14 protein-coding genes are annotated in these 20,497 nt (G+C 53.1%); 10 read left to right on the plus strand and 4 right to left on the minus strand.

The genetic code is table 11. The annotated features are described in order from the left end of the window. The first annotated feature begins 125 nt into the window (after positions 1–125). The 7 genes from ABX962_RS07890 (at position 126) to ABX962_RS07920 (ending at position 13,551) form a co-directional block, all read left to right on the plus strand. Positions 126–776 (plus strand): sugar transferase, encoded by a 651-nt coding sequence (locus ABX962_RS07890; protein WP_372718221.1) that lies wholly within the window; start codon positions 126–128, stop codon positions 774–776. Positions 777–934: 158 nt separating this feature from the next. Further along, the gene (locus ABX962_RS07895) at positions 935–4,309 is read left to right on the plus strand and encodes a PQQ-dependent sugar dehydrogenase (RefSeq protein ID WP_372718223.1); all 3,375 of its coding nucleotides are present in this window, start codon (positions 935–937) and stop codon (positions 4,307–4,309) included. A gap of 99 nt (positions 4,310–4,408) precedes the next feature. After that, positions 4,409–5,743 (plus strand): MBOAT family protein, encoded by a 1,335-nt coding sequence (locus ABX962_RS07900; protein ID WP_372718225.1) that lies wholly within the window; start codon positions 4,409–4,411, stop codon positions 5,741–5,743. Continuing rightward, positions 5,744–6,991 carry a hypothetical protein gene (locus tag ABX962_RS07905; protein WP_372718227.1) on the plus strand — a complete coding sequence of 416 codons (1,248 nt, stop codon included), beginning with the start codon at positions 5,744–5,746 and terminating at the stop codon, positions 6,989–6,991. A gap of 174 nt (positions 6,992–7,165) precedes the next feature. Further along, the gene (locus ABX962_RS07910; RefSeq protein WP_372718229.1) at positions 7,166–7,501 is read left to right on the plus strand and encodes a hypothetical protein; all 336 of its coding nucleotides are present in this window, start codon (positions 7,166–7,168) and stop codon (positions 7,499–7,501) included. Positions 7,502–7,564: 63 nt separating this feature from the next. Continuing rightward, positions 7,565–8,032 (plus strand): hypothetical protein, encoded by a 468-nt coding sequence (locus ABX962_RS07915; RefSeq protein ID WP_372718231.1) that lies wholly within the window; start codon positions 7,565–7,567, stop codon positions 8,030–8,032. A gap of 539 nt (positions 8,033–8,571) precedes the next feature. After that, positions 8,572–13,551 (plus strand): putative Ig domain-containing protein, encoded by a 4,980-nt coding sequence (locus ABX962_RS07920; RefSeq protein WP_372718233.1) that lies wholly within the window; start codon positions 8,572–8,574, stop codon positions 13,549–13,551. A 65-nt stretch (positions 13,552–13,616) separates the two neighbouring features. On the opposite strand, the gene ABX962_RS07925 is transcribed toward ABX962_RS07920, so the two are convergent. Then, positions 13,617–14,210 carry an SIS domain-containing protein gene (locus ABX962_RS07925; RefSeq protein WP_372718235.1) on the minus strand — a complete coding sequence of 198 codons (594 nt, stop codon included), beginning with the start codon at positions 14,208–14,210 and terminating at the stop codon, positions 13,617–13,619. Positions 14,211–14,684: 474 nt separating this feature from the next. Here ABX962_RS07925 and ABX962_RS07930 point away from each other — a divergent pair, with 474 nt between their 5' ends. Continuing rightward, the gene (locus ABX962_RS07930) at positions 14,685–15,080 is read left to right on the plus strand and encodes a hypothetical protein (protein WP_372718236.1); all 396 of its coding nucleotides are present in this window, start codon (positions 14,685–14,687) and stop codon (positions 15,078–15,080) included. Between the two features lie 195 nt (positions 15,081–15,275). On the opposite strand, the gene ABX962_RS07935 is transcribed toward ABX962_RS07930, so the two are convergent. Both ABX962_RS07935 and ABX962_RS07940 read right to left on the minus strand, forming a co-directional pair. Further along, positions 15,276–15,689: a hypothetical protein gene (locus tag ABX962_RS07935; RefSeq protein WP_372718238.1), complete on the minus strand. Its 414-nt coding sequence runs from the start codon at positions 15,687–15,689 to the stop codon at positions 15,276–15,278. Positions 15,690–15,884: 195 nt separating this feature from the next. Further along, positions 15,885–18,176 carry a transglutaminase family protein gene (locus ABX962_RS07940; protein ID WP_372718240.1) on the minus strand — a complete coding sequence of 764 codons (2,292 nt, stop codon included), beginning with the start codon at positions 18,174–18,176 and terminating at the stop codon, positions 15,885–15,887. Positions 18,177–18,460: 284 nt separating this feature from the next. Between ABX962_RS07940 and ABX962_RS07945 the strand changes: the two genes are divergently transcribed. Together ABX962_RS07945 and ABX962_RS07950 are read left to right on the plus strand one after the other, a co-directional pair. Beyond that, complete coding sequence (locus ABX962_RS07945; protein ID WP_372718242.1) at positions 18,461–18,766, plus strand: hypothetical protein; 306 nt, start codon at positions 18,461–18,463, stop codon at positions 18,764–18,766. Positions 18,767–18,870: 104 nt separating this feature from the next. Then, positions 18,871–19,518, plus strand: a complete 648-nt coding sequence (locus ABX962_RS07950; RefSeq protein ID WP_372718243.1) for a thioredoxin family protein — start codon at positions 18,871–18,873, stop codon at positions 19,516–19,518. Positions 19,519–19,917: 399 nt separating this feature from the next. Here ABX962_RS07950 and ABX962_RS07955 read toward each other — a convergent pair. After that, positions 19,918–20,497 (minus strand): PQQ-binding-like beta-propeller repeat protein (locus tag ABX962_RS07955; protein WP_372718245.1); only part of this gene is annotated, 580 nt, incomplete at its 5' end.

Genomic DNA, 20,497 nt, shown 5'->3' on the forward strand with positions numbered 1-20,497 from the left:
CCCATCTTTCCCGGCATGACCGAACCCGAACAAGAACATGTGGTTCGCGTAGTTACTGAATTGTGTGTGCAACATTCATTGCGACAACCAGCAGCGCAGACGAATCCATCGGGAACATAATCCCTGTGTCGAACAAATCCTCATCGATCGCGATGCCGCTATTACAGCCGACTCCGGTTCAAGCCACCGCAAAACGTTGCTTTGACATGCTCGCATCGGGGATAGGAATCTTGCTTCTATCGCCACTACTGATTGTGATCGCGGTAATCATACGGTTTACCAGTTCCGGTCCGGTGTTATTTAAACAAACACGGGTAGGGCGGCAACTGCGACCGTTCAAGATCCTGAAGTTTCGCACCATGGTAGAGGACGCGCCGTCGTTGGGGCCCGCGATTACCTGCGGTGACGACCCTCGGATTACCGGTATCGGAAAGCTGCTGCGGAAAACAAAGCTGGACGAACTGCCTCAACTGTTCAACATCCTCAAAGGGGACATGAGTCTGGTCGGACCTCGTCCGGAAGTCCCCAAGTACGTGGCGATGTTCGAGGACGACTTCCGACAAATTCTGACCATCCGTCCCGGTCTCACCGATCTGGCGTCAATCAAATATCGGGACGAATCCACCGCATTGGCTCAAGCCGAAGAACCGGAGCTCGAGTACGTGAGTCGTATTCTTCCGGACAAGATTGAAATGGCGAAACAGTATGTTCGTCGCTCATCGTTCGCTTTGGATCTGCGAGTGATCCTGCAAACTTTTCTGCAGCTTTTTCGTTAGTACAAGTAGATTGGCGACCGCGATTTCCTGCGGTTTGCAAGAACGAATGTTCGCCCCATCTTCTTTTTACAACGCCGCTGTTCTTTTCACGATGAACACGTGTCGGGGCCTCGAACATCAATCTTTTTCCTTATGGGTGTCGATCCTCGGCGAAGATCATGTTGCCTAACAATCCCTACTTTACCTTTCACCTGCCTTTCTCGGGCATCGGCTTGCTGCGGAAAGGGATGGTCGCTGGGTTACTTGTTTTGGGGCTGCTGTCGCCGTTGGCTCGAGCCGATGAGACTGTCGACCCTGCGTTATCATTCGATCCCGTGGACACGTCACGCTTGATGACGTCGCCCTATCCTTATGTGCTTGAGAATGCGTTTCCGAATTTAGACTTCGGCGACAAGGGACCATTGCAACTGCTGTCCGCCCCTCACGATGACCAACATGTATTCGTGATCTGCCGCGATGGAGAACTCCATCGATTTGTCAACGACCCATCGTCCAGCGAGACCAAACTGGTGTTTGACATATCCTCCAAGACGGCGAGAGAGGGCGAAGAACAAGGGCTATTGGGATTTGCGTTTCACCCCCAGTATGCAAAGAACGGCGAGGTTTTTGCGTCCTATGCCACCCCACCCGAATACGGTAACGCAGCGGCGTTATTTGATTTGCTGATTGCAGGCATGTTTATTTTCGGCGCGATCGTGGGCACGATCCTTCCCATCCCCCGCCGAATCGCGCACGGAATTCTCTTGCTTTGCGGTGCCCCGATCGCTGGGCTTCTGGTGTTTCTGGTCGTACCAACTGCAGGTTTAACCGGCACTCAGAAGAAATGGATTGCCGTCAGCGTCTTCGTGACTTGTTACGTGGCCATCGTATTCGCTTATCGATTGCTGATGTCACGCAATGAGAAAATCGCTTTGAACATGGCAGGTTTTTGTGGTGGCTTGATGGGAGCGACGACAGCCGCCGTGCTACTAACACTACTGTCCACGCGATTTGTCGATCGATCAAGCGAATCAATTTTGATGTCACGTAGTGTCGTGTTTCAGTCGGAAGTCGCCAACCGCTTGGCAAGGCAAACCCCCGAGCCAGTCAAACATCACCTGCGAGCCTTATTGTTACCTCCAAAGGGTAAATTAGTGGTGTCGCGGTTTCAGATGCAACCCGATGATACCGGCTATGTTGATTTGACATCCGAGCAGGTACTGCTCTCACTGGCATATCCTAGCTTGTCTCATTACGGAGGATCGATTGAGTTTGGGCCCGATGGTTATCTGTATCTTGGCACCGGTGACGGCATGAACCAAGGTTCGTCACAGGATCTTGGCACACTCCATGGCTCGATTCTGCGAATCGATGTCGACAAGCGAGATCCGGGTTTGAATTACGCGATTCCCAAAGACAACCCCTTTGCTGACGTGGCCACACGCGGAATCAAGCGACCAGAGATTTGGGCGTACGGTCTGCGAAACGTCTGGCGTCTGTCCTTTGATCAAGATAGCGGTCGCATGTGGGCAGGGGATGTCGGACTGAATCGCTTTGAAGAAGTAAACCTGATTCGTGGCGGTGCCGACTACGGATGGCCTCATCGAGAAGGACTGTATCCCTATGATGCGGAGCATTCGTGGGACATGCCCGCTCCCTCCGATATAGATGCAAAAGCTGATTCGCAATTTGTTGATCCCATTATCACGTATGACCACCGCTATGGACGCGCGATCGTCGGCGGCCGAGTCTATCGAGGTGACCAATTCTCTGAACTGCAAGGTGCCTATCTTTATGGGGACTACGCCAGCGGGATGATCTGGGCATCTTATTACGATGGTCGGAAAGTCACTCGCACCGTAAAACTTGCCAGTCCCAAAGTTCCGCTTGCAGGATTCGGGGAAGACGCGAATCGAGAAATGTATGTCTGCGCCCTCGATGGAATCATTTATCGATTCCGCAAAATTCAAGTCGACAACGACGAGCCGCAGCTACCTTTTCCCGAGAACTTGTCCGACACCGGCCTCTTCTCGTCGGTCAAGAATCTGACTCCCGTTGCTGGCATGATTCCCTACGAAGTGAATGTGCCGATGTGGTGTGACGGCGCAAACCAACAACGCTTCCTTGCGTTACCACAGGCGGGTCAGGTCGAATTCGCAGTGAGCAAGCCCTGGAGATTCCCACTCGGTACCGTCTTCGTTAATCACCTTACCCTTCCAGTGACGAAACAAAATCAACCGGTTCGTCGACTTGAAACTCGATTGTGGGTTCACGGACGAAACGGCTGGGATGGCTACACCTACGTATGGAATGAAGATCAAAGTGATGCATCGTTGATCCAATTGCCCGAGCCTCGTCGTTTAGAGGTTCTCACCAAGCAGGGTCCCGTGGAAAGACACTGGCACTTTCTAACCAACGAACAATGCAACGTTTGTCATTCCAAAGCCAACGGCTTTGTGCTCGGCTTCAATACACGGCAGCTGAATCGAATCGATCCCGACGGAGTGACAAATCAGATCGACCGACTTGAGCAGATGGGGATCTTTCGAGATCCGCTGCCATTGCCTCCCACGACCTTGCCCTCATTTGCAGATTGGCATGCTGGCGAGGGCAGTATCAAAGAGATGGCTCGAGCTTACCTCGCCGTAAACTGTGCGGTCTGTCACGTCCGCGATCGACTTGGAATCACTCAAATTGACCTCCGTTACTCAACCCCTTTGGCGGAAATGAAGTTGGTGGGAATGCGCCCTCGGCGCCCCAAGTCTGAGCGCTCGGCCGCACGAGAATCATTGGTTGAACCGGGATATCCAGAGGATTCGGAATTGCTTCGACGCGTCACAGCGGAAGACGAAGATCGAATGCCTCCCTTGGGCAGATCAATCCCGGATGTCGAAGCCGCTAAAGTGCTTGCTGCTTGGATTAGCGGGATGCAGGACGATACAGGACACTTTGACCCCGAAGTAATGATCGCAATGAAACCTGAGGTGACGCGTGATCACGCCGTCACCGAATCATATGACCCCGCTTACGTTCGTAAACTTGCCGAAGAAGTGCGAAAAGTTGGCGATCCCAACGCAGGCCGCATCGTCTTTCTGTCGGACACCGCGAATTGCAAATCGTGTCATCACGTGGGCTTAGATGAGCACGCCGATTCGTTCGCCAAAGGTCCTGACTTAGCTAGCGTGAGTACCGAAAACTCGTTGGAGTCGATTATCGAGTCCGTACTATGGCCCCAGCGAGTCGTGAAAGAGGGATTCGAGTTAACCGCAATTTTACTGGACGATGGACGCGTCGTCTCAGGCTACGTCGTATCTCAAACCGACAACTCGATGACGATTCGTGACATCCTTACTGGTAATCCGACCAAAGTCGACAAGACGTCCATCGAAGAGTACGGCGTAACGGGATCAGCGATGCCGTTTGGAATCGCCAACCACTTGTCTCGCAAACAACTATGCGACTTGATCGCTTACCTTGATTCACTAAATGCTCCTCTCAGTGAGTCACCGGCGTTGTCAAAGCTTCCGCCACATCGTTCCCATTTAGAACCATAGTCATCGGTGCTGTTTAATTCACTCACGTTTGCAATCTTCTTGCCATGCACCTTTGTGTGTTACTGGTGTCTACAGCGGCGATCACTTCAAGTACAAAACTTGCTGCTGCTGCTGGCGAGCTACCTTTTCTATGGTTGCTGGGACTGGCGTTTCCTAGGCTTGATCGCCATCAGCTCGGCGATCGACTTCGTCGTGGGAATCCAACTGGACTCTGCGACGCATCCACGACACCGCAAGTTGTTGTTGATGATCAGCCTGTTCGCCAATCTGGGGATTCTTGGATTCTTCAAGTACTATGGCTTTTTTGTTGAATCCTTTGTAACCGCATCGGAACATCTCGGCATCCAAGCCAATGTGCACGCGTTGCAAATCATCCTGCCGGTGGGTATCTCGTTCTATACGTTTCAGTCGCTTAGCTACACCATTGATGTTTACCGGCGGCACGTGCAACCGACGAGGGATTGGATTGCCTTTTTTGCCTACGTCAGCTTCTTTCCCCAACTGGTCGCAGGACCGATCGAACGTGCCGCACACTTGTTACCGCAATTTCTTTGCAAACGAACATTCGATACCGTTCATGCCAAAGATGGATTGCGTCAGATCCTTTGGGGCTTGTTCAAAAAAGTCGTCATCGCGGACAACCTTGCACCGCTGGTCGATGAGATTTTTGTTAACTATTCCGAGCACAATGGCATTACGTTGCTATTGGGAGTGTTGTACTTTGCGATCCAAATCTATTGTGATTTCAGCGGTTATTCCGACATAGCGATCGGCACCGCTCGGTTATTCGGTTTCGATTTGATGCGGAACTTCGCCTACCCCTACTTCTCTCGAGACATTGGCGAATTTTGGCGGCGTTGGCATATTTCCTTGTCGACTTGGTTTCGCGACTACGTTTACATCCCGCTGGGAGGAAGCCGCACCTCATCCAAAGCCCATCATTTGGCCAATCTGATTATCACCTTTACGGTTTCTGGATTCTGGCATGGCGCCAATTGGACCTTTGTGGTCTGGGGTTTCCTGCACGGTCTTTACTACTTACCGCTGGTGATGACCGGCAACCACAAACGACACCATGACATCGTCGCCGCAGGTCGTTGGTTGCCCAACCTCCGTGAAATGGTCCAGATGGGGTCGACGTTCGCCTTGGTGCTGTTGGCTTGGGTTTTCTTTCGGGCTGACTCACTTTCACATGCGTTTTCGTTTATCTCGCACATGATGACGTCCCCCTGGAAGACTCCTACCTTGATGAAAGGTTTACCCTATATCGCTTTGTTGCTAGCGATCGAATGGGTCCAACGCAGCAAACCTCACGCGTTAGAGATTCAGCAGATGCCGGTGTGGATACGGTGGCCGGCGTACTACAGCCTGATCGTGGTGATGTTCTTATATGGCAACACCGGCCATGTCCCTTTCATTTACTTTCAGTTCTAGATGCAACTTCAAACGACTGCGGAGCAGCAAGCGGACCAACAAGCTGCTTGGAAGTTGACTCGCCGTCTACTTTGCTTTCTGAGCCCACTTGCGGTACTTGTCCTCGTACCTGAGTTGGCATTGTGGAAAACCGGCGAGACGTGGCCAGCGAGCTACGTGGCACAGCAACAACAATCCGCCACAGAAGAAACTCTCTACAGCCGTGACTTTCTGTCTCAGCAATTCGGCGTCTATAAATTCGCCACCATCCAAATGCGAAAGCCAGAAATCATCGCCCTTGGCAGTTCGCGTGTGATGCAGATTCGCGACTTCATGTTCACACCGATCCAAAAATCTTTCTACAACGCTGGCGGGATGACGCAAAGCGTGACGGAGTTGACCGAGTACATTGAGTTACTCGAGCAAGAGGAACTACCTGATCCAAAGGTCGCAATCATCGGTATCGATCCCTGGTGGATCAAAAGCGAGTACCATCGAGACAAATCGTGGTTGGCCCAGCAAGACGAGTCATATCATTTTGCGGCCCATGTCAACGCGTTGCGAACACTCGTACGTCGCAACCGATTTGCCGAACTGACCAAAGCGGTCACCCATTCAGACCGAAGTCCCTATTTTGGTTACCGTACGATTGGAACCGCCCCAACAAAATATGGCAGCGGCTTTCGAAAAGATGGCTCCTGGCAATACTCGCCCAAAATGCTTTTGGATCTTGCCGAGACTCATCAATATGTCGATCGAGAAGTTCCTCCGATCATCGAGCGAATCCGTTCCAGACTCGGTAATTTTTCTGTACCAGCAACACTCGATCAGGAAAGAACCGCAAGATTATTGCGTTTGCTAGAGCGTTTGCAAACGCGTGGAATTGAGCTGATGGTAGTGTTTCCGCCATACTCCTCGGAATGTCTGGATGCATTAACAACCGATGTCGCGTTTAATCCATGGTGGGATGCTTATCAAGTTGATTTGGCGGAATCACTTCGCTCACGCGGCATTCCGGTGCTCGAGGCTTCGGCAGCCCAACAGTTCGGTCTCGATGACACCTACATGATCGATGGTTACCACCCCGGCGAAGTCTTCATGGGCCACATCGTACTCGAGCTACTCCGCTTGGCACCACCTGAAAGCCTGCTCCAACAGGTCGATCGGCAAGCACTGCAAGCCAAAATCGATTCGGCCTTCTCTCCTCTCGGATTCGAAGCGCCATTAATGGCGCCTCCGCGAGTCAACACGCGACTTCATTCGCGTTAGAGGAGCGACGCCGTCGAACGTTGAAGGACGATTCGGCGCGTGGATGCTCCTCTCTTCTTTGACCGATCTTCAGATCGGTCCAAAATTGGTGCCCCGGCGACAAACACGCTAGAACGAACAACCGCCATCAAGGGCAAATCTAACCACCCGCAAGTGCGACCGAAGTTCCACGTCGTGATCGAGATCCTCTACTGGGAAATCCATGATCTCAATAAAGGAGTCGGTTATTGGGGGCGGGCAGATGGCGGCGAAATCGATGGTTCGCTGATTTACAACAACGGATGGTCGAGGCCCGAAGTCGCGACCGGGTTCCAATTAGTTAGTCCACTTGCATCGTCGGTTGACTTGGTTTCATCCTCGGACATGTTCGCGATCACCGAGGGTGCGGTGAACTGGGAACTCGGCGATATCGCCAGCGGGCAAACGCGACAAGTCACCCTTACGGTCGCCACGACCGAAACAGGACCGCTGAGCAACACGGCCACTGTCGCATCTGAATTGGCAGATTGAAACAAGCGGAATGTCGCGGCGACTCTCATCTCACTGGTGCTCGGTGAAGCGGCGGAAAACAACGTGACCTTTGTCAGTTTCACTGGTCGTGGGGTGATCGCGGACATCCCGTTTGCCGATGAAGACATCTTTGATCACGACACACGCACCGGTGCATGGAAGCTAGTCTTCGATGGCCCGGATGTTGAATTGACCGCGACCAGCGAAAATGTGATTGGCGTCTCACGAAGTGAAGATTCGCAAACACTCGATGGGACCTCGCTGGGACCTCGCTGGGGACGAGCATCACCGGCGACATCCGAGGTACGGGTTCCGATATTTTGGCTTGTGTTGCAGACCATTTTTCGAAAAGCCACCCTTTGCACCGTCAATAGGTTTTACAACGGAGCGTCCCAGGGGATTCAGGCAATCGATCGATGCGATTCATGTCAATCCACCTGCGGTTGTCTTCTACGCTTCCCTGCAACGCACAGTCATTATCGCCTGCTAGCCATTCTGAAACCGACGGAAATAAGCTGGCCACCGCCTTAGATACCCCGTTTGTCATCAACTCGTTTGTTCCTCGGTCTCTCAACGTATCCAACGCATCGCCGCAACTGCGGGACGCTCCCCATCCGTCAATCACTGCCCGTCCCCCGATACTGGTTGTTCCCCCCACCTGTATTGAACCAGACGAGGCAAATTCCGTTAGCTCGTGTTGAAAAACAGGGTTCGAGTTTCACGCGGCTGGACAGGTCTGGTCTCTCTATGACTGCAAAAAACTACCTATGGAAAGTAGCCGTCCCCCCGCCGAAAGTGAGGTCGACGACTTTTTTTCCATTTCTTATTTTCTTGATTTCGCATAGCGCAAACTCGAGGCCAAGTCCGCACTAATCTCGGATAAATACAAGAAAAACCGAGTCTCTCTATTTCAAAACGCGGACAGAGGGGTAACAAAACCGCCCCACCCGACCTAGTCAAACTGGTCTGGCACCATCCCTCACAATACGTAGAATGCGACGCTCTTCGGCCACACGATGGCCTCCTACGACCCTTTTCTTCAATAGGCTCCTTTCACTAGGAGAGAGCGAATGCAGATCAGATTATCCTCTGACAAGCGATTGCGTCGGCGACCTTCCCGGCAACAAAGCAAGCGACGCCAACTCTTTGAACAGCTTGAACCTCGGTTACTTCTGGCTGGTGGCAACCAACCACCTCAAATCGCCACCCCGATTGCCGATTTGACTTTAGGGGCTGATATTCCCTTCAGTTTCAATCTGTTGCCGACCACAGGGGTCGTCTTTGGCTACGGGGTCGGAGGAACCGATATTCGCGCGACGGATAACTACTTTGCCAGCGGGGTTCAGTTTTTTGGATCGTGGGAAGACATCACCTTTACCGGCAATACGGTGATGAACGACGACCCCTATCGTGTGCTCGAATTAAGCGAAATCCCCCGCGGTGTGTCGTCTCAAGATTACATCTGGGATGATAACAGCTACGTCTCCGATACGCGTCGAGCATTCAATTACGACGGCTCCGTCGTCACCTGGGACCAATGGAAAGATCGCTCGGGTCTTGATGCCAACAGCACGCTTACCCACACCGTCAACGGAACGGTGGTCGACGTACGTCCAAACCAATACGAGCCCGGTCGTGGCAATGCGGTCGTTTACAACTGGGACCGCCTCGATCATGTCGAGCTCGATTTGTCAGAGGTGGTTCAGGTAGGAGCGGCGTTTGAAATCTACGACGTCTTAAATCTCAAAGGCGATCCGGTTGTTTCTGGCGTCTACGATGGCAACGCAGTCTCCGTTCCGATGGTCGACCGAGTCTCGCCGGTTCCGATCGGTCATAACCCGGTCGCCCCGTTGGTGGTCGACAAAGAGTTTGGCAGTTTTTTGATTTTGTCCGAGGCTGATCCGGTTCCCGCTAGTGGAAATGAGTTCTATGTCTCGCCCAATGGAACGCCGCAGGGCAATGGCAGCCAGAGCAATCCCTGGGATATGCAAACCGCAATGAGTCATCCCTCGAGCGTATCGCCGGGTGACACAATTTGGATCATGGGGGGGACCTACCACGGCAAATTCACCAGCACGCTTTCGGGCACTGCCGATAACCCGATCTACGTGCGTGAGCGCCCAGGCGAAGAGGTGATCATTGACTTAAACAATGGAACGCCACTGAACGCGGAATTGATCACCGTCGGTGGGCAATACACGCACTATCAAGGATTCGAGGTTTTCTCGAGCGATTTGTCGTCACGCACGACCAATATTCCCGGATCGTGGCCCGCGAATATCAATCGGGGAAACATCAACGTCCAGGGGGATCACGTCAAGATCATCAACTGGGAAATTCACGATCTAAACAAAGGTCTGGGGTATTGGTCACGAGCCGATGGAGGCGAGGTTTACGGCTCGCTTATTTATAACAATGGCTGGTCGGGGCCTGACCGAGAACACGGCCAAGGAATCTACGCGCAAAACGAAGACTATACTCGCGTTTTCGCTGATAACATCCTGTTCAATCAATTCCGGCATGGCATCAAAGTCTATGGATCGAGTGCCGCAAGTTTGAGAAATTCCACATTAGAAGGAAACATTGCCTTTAACAATGGAGCTGCGGGTACGGAAGGTTTCACCGGCGCTTGGCAGTACTTGATCGGAGGTGGATCCGAAGCTGAAAATATCGTCGTCAACGAGAATTTTGCCTATGTCGGCAAACGTCACTTCTTTGACACCGATGCCAATGACACGCTGTCCTTTACGGCGCGGCAAACCAATGGGCAAGCTTTGCCGTCGTGGCTCAAATTCTATGGCGATGAAGGGTATTTCACTGGAACGCCATCGCAATCGGACGCCGGAACGATCTCGATTCAGCTCACCGCGAGGGACCGTTATGGCGCAACCGCCACGGATTATTTTGACATCACCGTCAACCCGGTGAACCAGACGCCCAGCTTGGTTTCCGCAATTCCAAACACCACGGTCCATCGCAACGCCTCGTTCGACTTCGATATCTCGAGTTACTTCCAAGATGCCGAGGATGGCAACGATCTGTCCTATTCAATCGCGCCTCGCAATGGTGGCGTTTTGCCTAACTGGATCGACATCGATGTCGAGACTGGTGTGATCACGGGAACCCCGATCGCCGCCGGGACCACCGCGATCCAGGTCACCGCATTTGACAGTTTGGGAAGTTTCACTTCGGATATTTTCAATCTCACCGTCGACAATCAATCGCCGCAACTAGCGGACGTGCAAGTCGCGTTGACCGACGATGATGGGCCCATAACGCTTGGTGATGACACGATCTACACCGTCACGGTTAGCAATCAAGGAGCGGTGACTGCGCAAAACGTTTTCGTCACGACCACTGCCAGCTCCGGATGGGTCAGTGAAACGCTCAACCGTGGCTCCAGTGGAAGCGGAGTCATTACCACCGAGGTTGGCAACTTGGCTAGCGGTGCGTCCAAGCAGATTGAGATTCGAGTCACCACAACGCAGCCGGGTACGTTGTCGCTTGAGTCACAGGTAACGACCAGCACGACCGAGTCCAACTCGCGAAATAATGCCGATTCGACAAGCGTATTTGTCAATGCATTGCCCGTGGCATCGGACGACCATGCCCAACTGAGCGAAGATCAGCCCAACGCAATCAGTGGCAATCTGCTCAGCAATGATCAAGATGCCAATGGCAACCAAACCCTCAGCGTGGTCCAAATCGAAGGAGTCTCGAACCCGTTTGGTACGCCGGTGGCTGGAAATTTTGGATCGCTGCAGTGGGATCGCGACGGCTCCTATTCGTATTCGCTCGATCGGCTTTCGCGCGAAGTGCAGAGGCTGACGGAAAATGATTTTCTGACCGAGAGCTTTCAGTACACGCTCAGCGACGGCTACGAAACCGATTCGGCCGTCATTTCATTTCAAATCAACGGCAGCAACGATGCTCCGACTGCGGACGACCTCGCGTTTTCAATCGATGGCGATGCATCGGCAGTGGTCCATGCCGTGGTCGCTGACGATATTGATAGCGACGACGACGCAAGCTCACTGAGCTACGAATGGTTGACCTCACCCTCACGTGGCCAATTCGTGGACCTTGGTCGCGGCCAGTTCCGCTTTGATCCGGCCGACCAGTTCGACGATCTACGGGAGGGACAACAGGAAGTGCAAACGCTTGCCTATCGCGTTACCGATCGGCACGGCGCCAGCATCCAAGCCAGTGTCGCGATCACCATCAATGGTAAAGGTGTCAAGTTGCCTGATGACGATGACGATGACACTCCGCCGCCCCCGCCGCCGAGCACCAGCGAAATTACCTACGTCAGTTTTTCCAGCAATGGAATCGTCGGTGATATTCCGTATGCGGACGAAGACATTCTGGCGTTGAATACTAGCACCGGCGAATGGTCACTCTACTTCGATGGCTCTCAAGTCGGTCTGACTCGCTGGGATGTCAATGCATTCTATGTGCAAGACGATGGCAATATCCTGCTGAGCCTGGATACCAATAGCTACGCAAAAGAGCTCGGGCTGGTACGTGATTCCGATATTTTGAAATTTACACCGACCGGTCTTGGCACGAAGACCGCTGGAACGTTTGAGTGGTTTCTTGATGGATCCGATGTCGGTTTGAACCCCACCAGCGGCGACATTGATGAAATTAGTTTCACAGCCGATGGCCGCTTGGTCATCAGCACGGCTGGCAACCTGTATCTGGCCGATGAAAGGATCAGCAACGAACAGAGGGTCGTGCTGAACCATGGCGTCTTCGGCGCCGAATCGTCCGGTGACTGGTCGCTCTACACAGAGAGTTCCGACGGCAACCAAGCCGCCACCTCTCTTTCGTTGGCTGGTGGAAACGCATCGGTTGCGAGGAGTGTTTCCGCATTGACCGAGATCGAACAAGCCGCACTCGATGGCATTCAACATGGCAAATTTACTGGCACCGAAGTGTTCGGGGACAAAGTAATCTACATGAGTACCCAGAGTCGTGTAGCGGTAGGCGACTTGACCTTCGCGGACGAGGATATATTTATCCATGATACGCGGACCGGAGCTTGGCGAATGCTCTTTGACGGTTCGGATATGGGCATCCGTAGCGACGTGGATGCGTTTCACCTCCAGGCCGACGGCAGCATTTTGTTGAGCTTCAACGCCAACACAAAGCTTGCCGGACTTGCCACGATCGCTCCGACCGACATTGTCCGATTCGTTCCCACGGAAACCGGCGATAACACCGCGGGAACCTTTGAAATGTACTTTGATGGGTCGGACGTAGGACTGAATACCTACTACGAGAACATCGATGCGATCAGCATGGATACCGATGGTAACCTGATCATCAGCACCACCGGACGGTTTGCCGTCCCTGGACTTAGCGGAAGCCAATCCGACCTCGTGAAATTTAACGCGACCCGCTTGGGTGACGACACCGCTGGCACTTGGCAGTTGTTTCAGAACGGCGAGGAACTCGGATTGAAAACGTCTCGGGAAAATATCACGGGCGTTTCGCTAAATCCAGAATCCAACCAGGTCTATTTCACGACGTTGGGAAATCTGGCGACCTCCAACGTCAAGGCCACCGGTAACGACATCATCGCCTACACCGAGAACGATCCTACTGATTCGACGTCCATTCTGTACGTCGGATCCACCAATGGGATCACACGTTCGCTGGATGCGATCTATGTCGTTGATCCCGTGCAAAGGGTCGGCCAGGTAGCCGCATCCTACCAAGCGAATATCCCCTCAACCGCTTCGGCAACGTCGCTTCAATCGAGCACGGCTGGTACCCCAACGGCGGCAAACGCGGTGCAATCGCCGCTCTCTTTGTCACTTAACCAAGCGACCGACTCTAGCGAACAGGACGAATCGGTCGACCGTGCTGAAATCGGCACCACGGCGGTGGGATCAAGCAAGTCCGATTTCACCAGTGGTGGAATCGCCACTCGCTCGAATCAATCGGCTCTCGATCCCGAGTCGGTCGATGTGTTACTGGCCACGTTGCCTGATTTCGAAAGCGAGTCGTCTGCAATCGAAGCATTCCCAAATTTGCTTCAATAAATCAACGGGCCGTTTCTTGTCGCACGGCGCATCGCCGTGCGACCTTCCTGGAAGTCCCACATCCGTTACAATGACTTGCACATATTCCTGTGCATCAAGTTCTTAATCACGTTGTGAATAAAAACGACGTGCATGTCCTCGGCGACTTGCATGTCGTGGATCGGGATATGCACGTTGATGTCGGCAAATTCATGAACCTTGCCACCATCGAAGCCGGTCAAACAGATGACTTTGGCACCTTGCTCCTTCGCGTATTTCACCGCGCGAACGACGTTCTCTGAATTTCCGCTACCGGAAATCGCGACGACTAAATCGCCTTCACAAACAATCGGACGCAACTGCTCGAGAAACACATCCTCGTAGCAAACGTCATTGGCGTACGCAGAAAAAATCCCCATGTTGTCCGCCAGGGATATTCCCCGAAAACGACGCCCCGATGCAAGGTATAGACTCTTGTTCCAATCGGTCACCGCATGCTGCGCCGCCAACGCACTTCCGCCGTTCCCAAAAACAATCGTTTGGGCATCGGCCTTCCATGTCTGATCAATCAAATCGATTGCTGCTTGCCACTCCTCAAGATCACAACGATCAATCGTGTCTTTCAAAGCAGAGAAATACTCAGTCACTTGACTCAAGTCAGTCGCACTTGCATTCGCCATCTCAGATCACTCGAAACTTGGGAGAAGAATTTGATTTCGAACCTGACACCACTCTCATGGGGTCCTTTAGCTTAATCCATCCCCACCAATGAGGCACGGAGAAGAACCGAGAATTTGTTCAGATCACGCGGATTGTCCACGCGATGCCCTTCGCAATTTGTGGTCCACCCATCTCCTCGGATAGCCGAAGTTTGCGATCCTGCAATCCAGCACCACTGGACATATCAACAGCATGTCTCGAGACGCGATTGCTTCCCACGAATCGATTTCTGAACACGAAAACTGGACGCAGTCACTACAATCGTAATAGCAGCGGATTGTCTCTCGTGGATCTCGCTGCGGGCAGGCGGGAAATGTCGATGATTGCGGTGCTTCACAGTCGATAACGACTATCGTCCTCAGTTCCATCACGCTGATCTCGCCGGCAGATGCACTGTCGTCATTCCGACTCCTCATTACGTAGCTTTGATAGCAATGAACAAGTTCTATCTTGCCGTCTGTGTCTCCGCAGGATTCCTGCTTGGTGGGAATGCATCCAACGTGAGCGCTCAGCAACCAGCCCACTATTATCCTGCACGGCCGACCTTTAGTCCCTATTTGTTTTACCGTCAATTCAATGGAACCGGACTTCCGAACTATTACACATTCGTTCGACCTCGGGAAATCTATAACGACTACGTCTCACGCACACGCCCGTCGTACTACGCGGAATCGCAGCGGCAAAGCTTGATTACGCAACAACAGGTTTCCGATATCGTGGACAATCAAATTCGTGAACGATTGACCACCGGCGTGGGTGCCGCTTCGCAAGCCGCGACTTTCCAAAACACTTCGCACTACTATCCGCGACAACTAGGCCGCCGACGCTAACGCGATTCACCTCGATGATGGGTTGTGGCGACGGACTGTGATGACAGAGAGTCACCCTAAATATTTATTGAGGGCTGATAGAGCGAGGGGCCGTAACGCAAGTCACCCAGACAAGACTTTTGTTGCATTGGCCAAGCGGCTTGAAGTTCGCACGTGAGTTCGGGGCACGCAAAAATTACGCTATACCGCGTAGCGCTAGAGCGTGTTCTCAAGTGGCAATCGAACTCGGATCAACTCCCAGACGTGCGTGATCGGCTCCATCCCCAACCATGTGCTCAGTGCTAAATGGATGGCATATCCGATCGCAAGTACAACACAAAGAGCGACAAAGGATCGAAACAGCGCCCGGCGACGTCGCTGCTGTTCCAAACGCACGAGCCCCTCGGTTGCTCGCACGACGACGCTTCGGCTGTTCGCAGTTTTTTCACTACGAAGATTCCTCGAGCCGTCCTCTTCACTCGGTTTCTCTGCACGGGTGTTACCCTTCGCCATATCCTCTACCAATTGATGGGTTGTCGCTAAACGCGACTCCGCTTCACTGACAAATGATGCGATATACGGTTTTCGTTTGGTGGACTTCATGTCATGCAACGGGGTATGGAGAGTCATCACGGAATCAACACCACGGGGATGGGTGCACCCATACCCCCCACTGCATTGTAACCTTACTGCACTTCCCTAGAACAGAGATTACTTGCCATTGCAGCGAAATCTCTCTTAACCGCTGCGATAATGCAGTCTACTGCAACCTAAACCAACCTGAATCCTGGACACCGCCTCGTTTCGACATTCCGAGCAACGGCCTTAGTCATCCTCACGATCGGGCTGCAGAGATGCTTTCAATTCGCGAATCGGAAGTCCATTGATCCCATTAGGCTCGCGATGAAGCAGTTCGTCAAGATCCTCACGCGCTCTTGCCGTGCGGCCCGAAATAGCCCGCAGCTGAGCTCGCATGAAACGATATCGATTCTCTTCCGGATGCAGCGTCACAAACATCTCCGTTCGCCGCAGCATTGCATCAATGTCCTGATCGCGAGTCGCGATTCCGATTAAATTATTGAGCACGCGAGTCAAAATATCGAGGTCACTCTGGGGCTGAAGATCCGATGGGGCAATCGCTCGATCGGCGAACTGCCGGACCAACTCGGCTGTCGCTTCGTCGCTTAATTCCGCTCCCCGATCAAACACATCAATCAATTGCTCTTCGCCAGATTCCATCACTTGTTTCACCACGAAGTGCCCCGGCAATCCGATCCCTTCGATTTGCAAACCAAGCCGTCGACCAAGATCGATGTACAAAATTGCCAACGTAATCGGTAAACCTTCGCGATCATCGATCACGCGATCCAAGAAACTATTGGCGGGATGGTAATACTCGGCACGGCCGCCATGAAATCCATTCTCTTGGAACAGATACTTGTCAAGGATTTGACGTTTCTGTCGCTCGTCATCCTTCGGTCCAAAGCCTTCGGCTACCTCTTGAGCCATTCTTTCCAGCTTGGCTTCGTAGGCCGCCAAATCAACTTGCGGATTTTCGATCGCCGAGATCAACATCGCGCCTTTGACCAGTCGACTCCTTGAACTTGCATCGGAATCGGACGGTTTGGCGAACAACTCGCCGAGTTGATCGAGCAGCGGTGCACGCAGCACATCGCTCGCCAGATTCTTCATCTGCTTCGCTTCTTGCTCAAGTTCAACCGCCTGTCGTCTCAGTTCACGCGAAACGACGTCGCCGCTAGCCGCCAACATGTCCAGGTGAGATTGACTAATGTCGCCGGCTTTCGTGTCTCCATTGCCCAGACTCGCGATCCAGTCCATGACGGCGCCGCTCAACGGTGGCGAAGCCAAATCGGGACCGACGTTAAAACGACGAAACTCGGGCTTGGTATCACGGAATTTGACGATCCCAACACGCCCCTTCGTCAATTGCCTATCCGTCGATTCGACCACCAAATGTTCATTGACATAACACTTCATCCGTCCCTCTTCGACTCGAACTCGCAAGTGATTCCATTGCTCGGGTAGGTAGTGCTTGCTTCGCACATCGCTGAGCACTTGCCACGAATAGACCGAGGGACCTAAGAAACAGGTCAATCGCATTTTGCCGTTGCTCGGATAAAATCCGTAATGTCGATCGCCGCCGTTACTATGAAACGCAATCCCCGCTGCGCCCGATTCATCGTCCAGTCGCACCCAAACGGAAATGTCATAAGGGGAATCAATCTCTGCGGCGGTGGACAAGCACAACGATCGACCGCCAAATCCTTTGCCGGTGCCGCTTGCCGAGATCACGCCTCCGCGTTGCTGCCATGATCCGCCCAACACAATTTCCCAATCGTTTTCATCCAGCCCGCTTAGTCGTACCCAGCGATCCATCGTGATCGGATTTGTTTTCTCAAGCAGGGGAGTCAAATCATCAATTGGAATGGCGAAGCCGAGATTGTCGTCGACCGCGGACTTCATGTTCACGATCCCGAGCACGTTGCCTTGATCGTCCACGACCGGACCTCCGCTGTTGCCCGGCTGAACGGGCATCGCGAGTTGAATCATGTCACGGCCGCTGATTTCACGAACGGCGGAAACCATCCCTTGAACCACGCTGTCTTGCAGCCCCAGTGGGTTACCAAATGCCAACACTCGTTTGCCTTGCGGCGGCAGTTCCCCCTCGGACAACGTCAGTGCCGACAAGTGGTCCTCGCCCACATCGACACGGATGATCGCCAAGTCGTTGGCCGCGTCCGACGCCTCGATGGAAACGACTGGCAATTTGCGGCCGCTCGATGTCTCGACCGTAAACGGACGACCTTCGCCAATGACGTGCATGTTGGTGGCGATCAAGCCGCCATCGTCGATTACAAATCCGGTTCCAATCCCAAGTTGATCACCGTCGCGTCCTTGCACACGGATGGTCACCAGCGATGGCCGCACGTCGGCAATCAATTGCTCGGTCGATACGACCGCTGCCTGATCCACTGCTTCGCGAGCCTCGTCTGCCGATACCATCGATCCGATTCCGGCGACGCCAATCAGACACAACATCAGCAGGGCACAGCAGATTCGATCCAAACAACGTATACGGTGATGCCAAAATGTCATGAATACCCTTCGCAGTTCGTTTTCAGTACGCTTTGAGTTCTCGCTGTCTCACAGCGTGTTCTCTATTGTAAACGCAAGTCCCCTGAGTCACCGGCGATACCGAGCTGATTCGCTGAATCGGTTTTCAGCTCGCCATTATCCCGCCACATGCTAGAATCTCGAACACAGATCACTTAATCATAGGCCGCATGATAATTGGCCGCGAAATAGCCGCTTGGCGAATCAAACAAATCTCGAAATGTACCCTCGCCTTGTCTCGAAATGCCCCTCACACCCCTAGAACCATGAACTCGGATCACCCCACCACGCCTCGCTCGTTGCCGACCGCTGCTCAGGCGGACGTCCCCACCTTCGGGTGCGTCGTCTACGTCTCGACGCTTCCTGATGGACGGAAAAAGGGGCGAGTCGCGAACATTGAAGGCATCGAGCATACCGCCGGGACCGAACGCGAAGTGTTGCAGCGAATCGTTCCCGACTTTAAAAAACGAGTTAGCGATTGTCTTGCTGCCGGCGATTCCATTCCTTGGATCGATCCCATCCTCGCGATCGATCCCAATGAGCAAAAACGATTTCTCCCTGTTCATCTGTAGGCGGTGTTACGGCATCTGTAGGCGGTTTCGCGAGTTTGCCAGAACCGCCATCCCTCTTCGCAGCGTCTGCTCACTTTCAAGCCAACTTCCTCAGCCAAAAATCGATGATGTCACGCAATCACTTGAACTCGATCATGACGACCGCCATGCTAACCTTGGTGGTTTCCACATGGTCGCTTGCACAAATTTATGCTGGCGAGTTTAACACCACCGTGAACATTGGTGACACCGCTCCGGAGTGGAACGATTTACCGGGTACCGATGACAAGACGCATTCGCTTGACGATTTGAAGGACAAAAAAGTCGTCGTGGTTGCCTTTACCTGCAGCAGTTGTCCGTATGCCGTCGATGCCGAGGATCGCTTGATTGCGTTGCAACAGAAATTCACAGCGAAAAACGTGGCAATCGTCGCGATCAACGTCAACAAAGTCGAGGCGGATTTGATGCCGGCGATGAAACAGCGAGCCAAAGAAAAGAAATTCAACTTCCCCTACCTCTTTGACGAATCGCAACAGATCGCCAAGGCATTCGGAGCCAAGTACACGCCTGAATTTTTTGTGCTCGATGAGAACCGCAAAATCGTCTACATGGGATCGCTGGACGATAGCCCCGATGGCCAAAACATCAGCGAGCCGCATGTGATTCGCGCTATCGAAGCGGTGCTGGCCGGCAAAAAACCAACGGTCAGCGAAACGGTTCCGATCGGTTGCCGGATCCGCTTCGAACGGAACCTTCGCAACCGATCACGATAGCCGTCCGACGCTTAGCAAGCGTCGTGATTCAAGCTGCCGCGTCGCCATTGCGATCCTAAAGCGACGCGTACGTTTTGATGTTTGCTGTTTTTGTGCCGGAGGCACTTTATGGGATAGCCTTGGACTTTAGTCCAAGGTTTCGGTTCTGAAATTGGCACCCAGTCGCGGAGCGACGTTCTGTGGCGAACGATCAAGTCACAAAACGTCCCGCTGGGACTCGATGGATATTGGCGAAAATCCCTCGGACTAAAGTCCAAGGCTATCGAAATATGTCGCTCCGCGACAGCAAAAAGCGCAACTTCAAAACGCGTTAGCGGGGGACCTTCCGCCAACTACAAGCTTGCCCAGTACCAGAAAACTGAATTCCGTCATGATCGCGGAGCGATCAACGACATTGGATTACTTTGCGATGCTGTACAGTGCCGACTTGCTTCGCAGGATCAATTGGTCGTCCACCACCGCAGGCGATGCCATGAACCCGTCACCGAGTTCTGTTTCGGCCAGTACCTCAAATTCACGTCCCGCATTGAGCGTCGTAATCGCCCCTTCGATGCTGAACAAATAGATTCGGCCGCTGGCGTAGATCGGCGATGCCGCGTACGAGCCGCCGGCGCGTTTTTGCCAAACCATCTTTCCATCTTCGAGCTCGCGGCAAGTCACAATCCCGTCGTCCGTAACCATATAGACCAATCCATCGACGACAATCGGTGACGATTTCTTGGCGACACTTTTGGTCGAATTCCATACCACGTGAGTCTTGGTGACGTTGCCTGTCCCATCCGGCCGCACCGCCACGATGCCGCCCATGCCGTTGGTAATCAACACCAAACCATTGACGTAGATTGGTCGCGCCGACGCATTCATGCCATCGTGATAAACCGTCCACAACGACTTGCCGGTTTGCGGGTCATACGCGATCGTCGCCACCGCACTGGGATAGACCAATTGCTCTTGGTCACCGACGCGGATCACTTCAGCC

The organism is Novipirellula sp., assembly GCF_041583735.1.
Classification (GTDB): domain Bacteria; phylum Planctomycetota; class Planctomycetia; order Pirellulales; family Pirellulaceae; genus Novipirellula.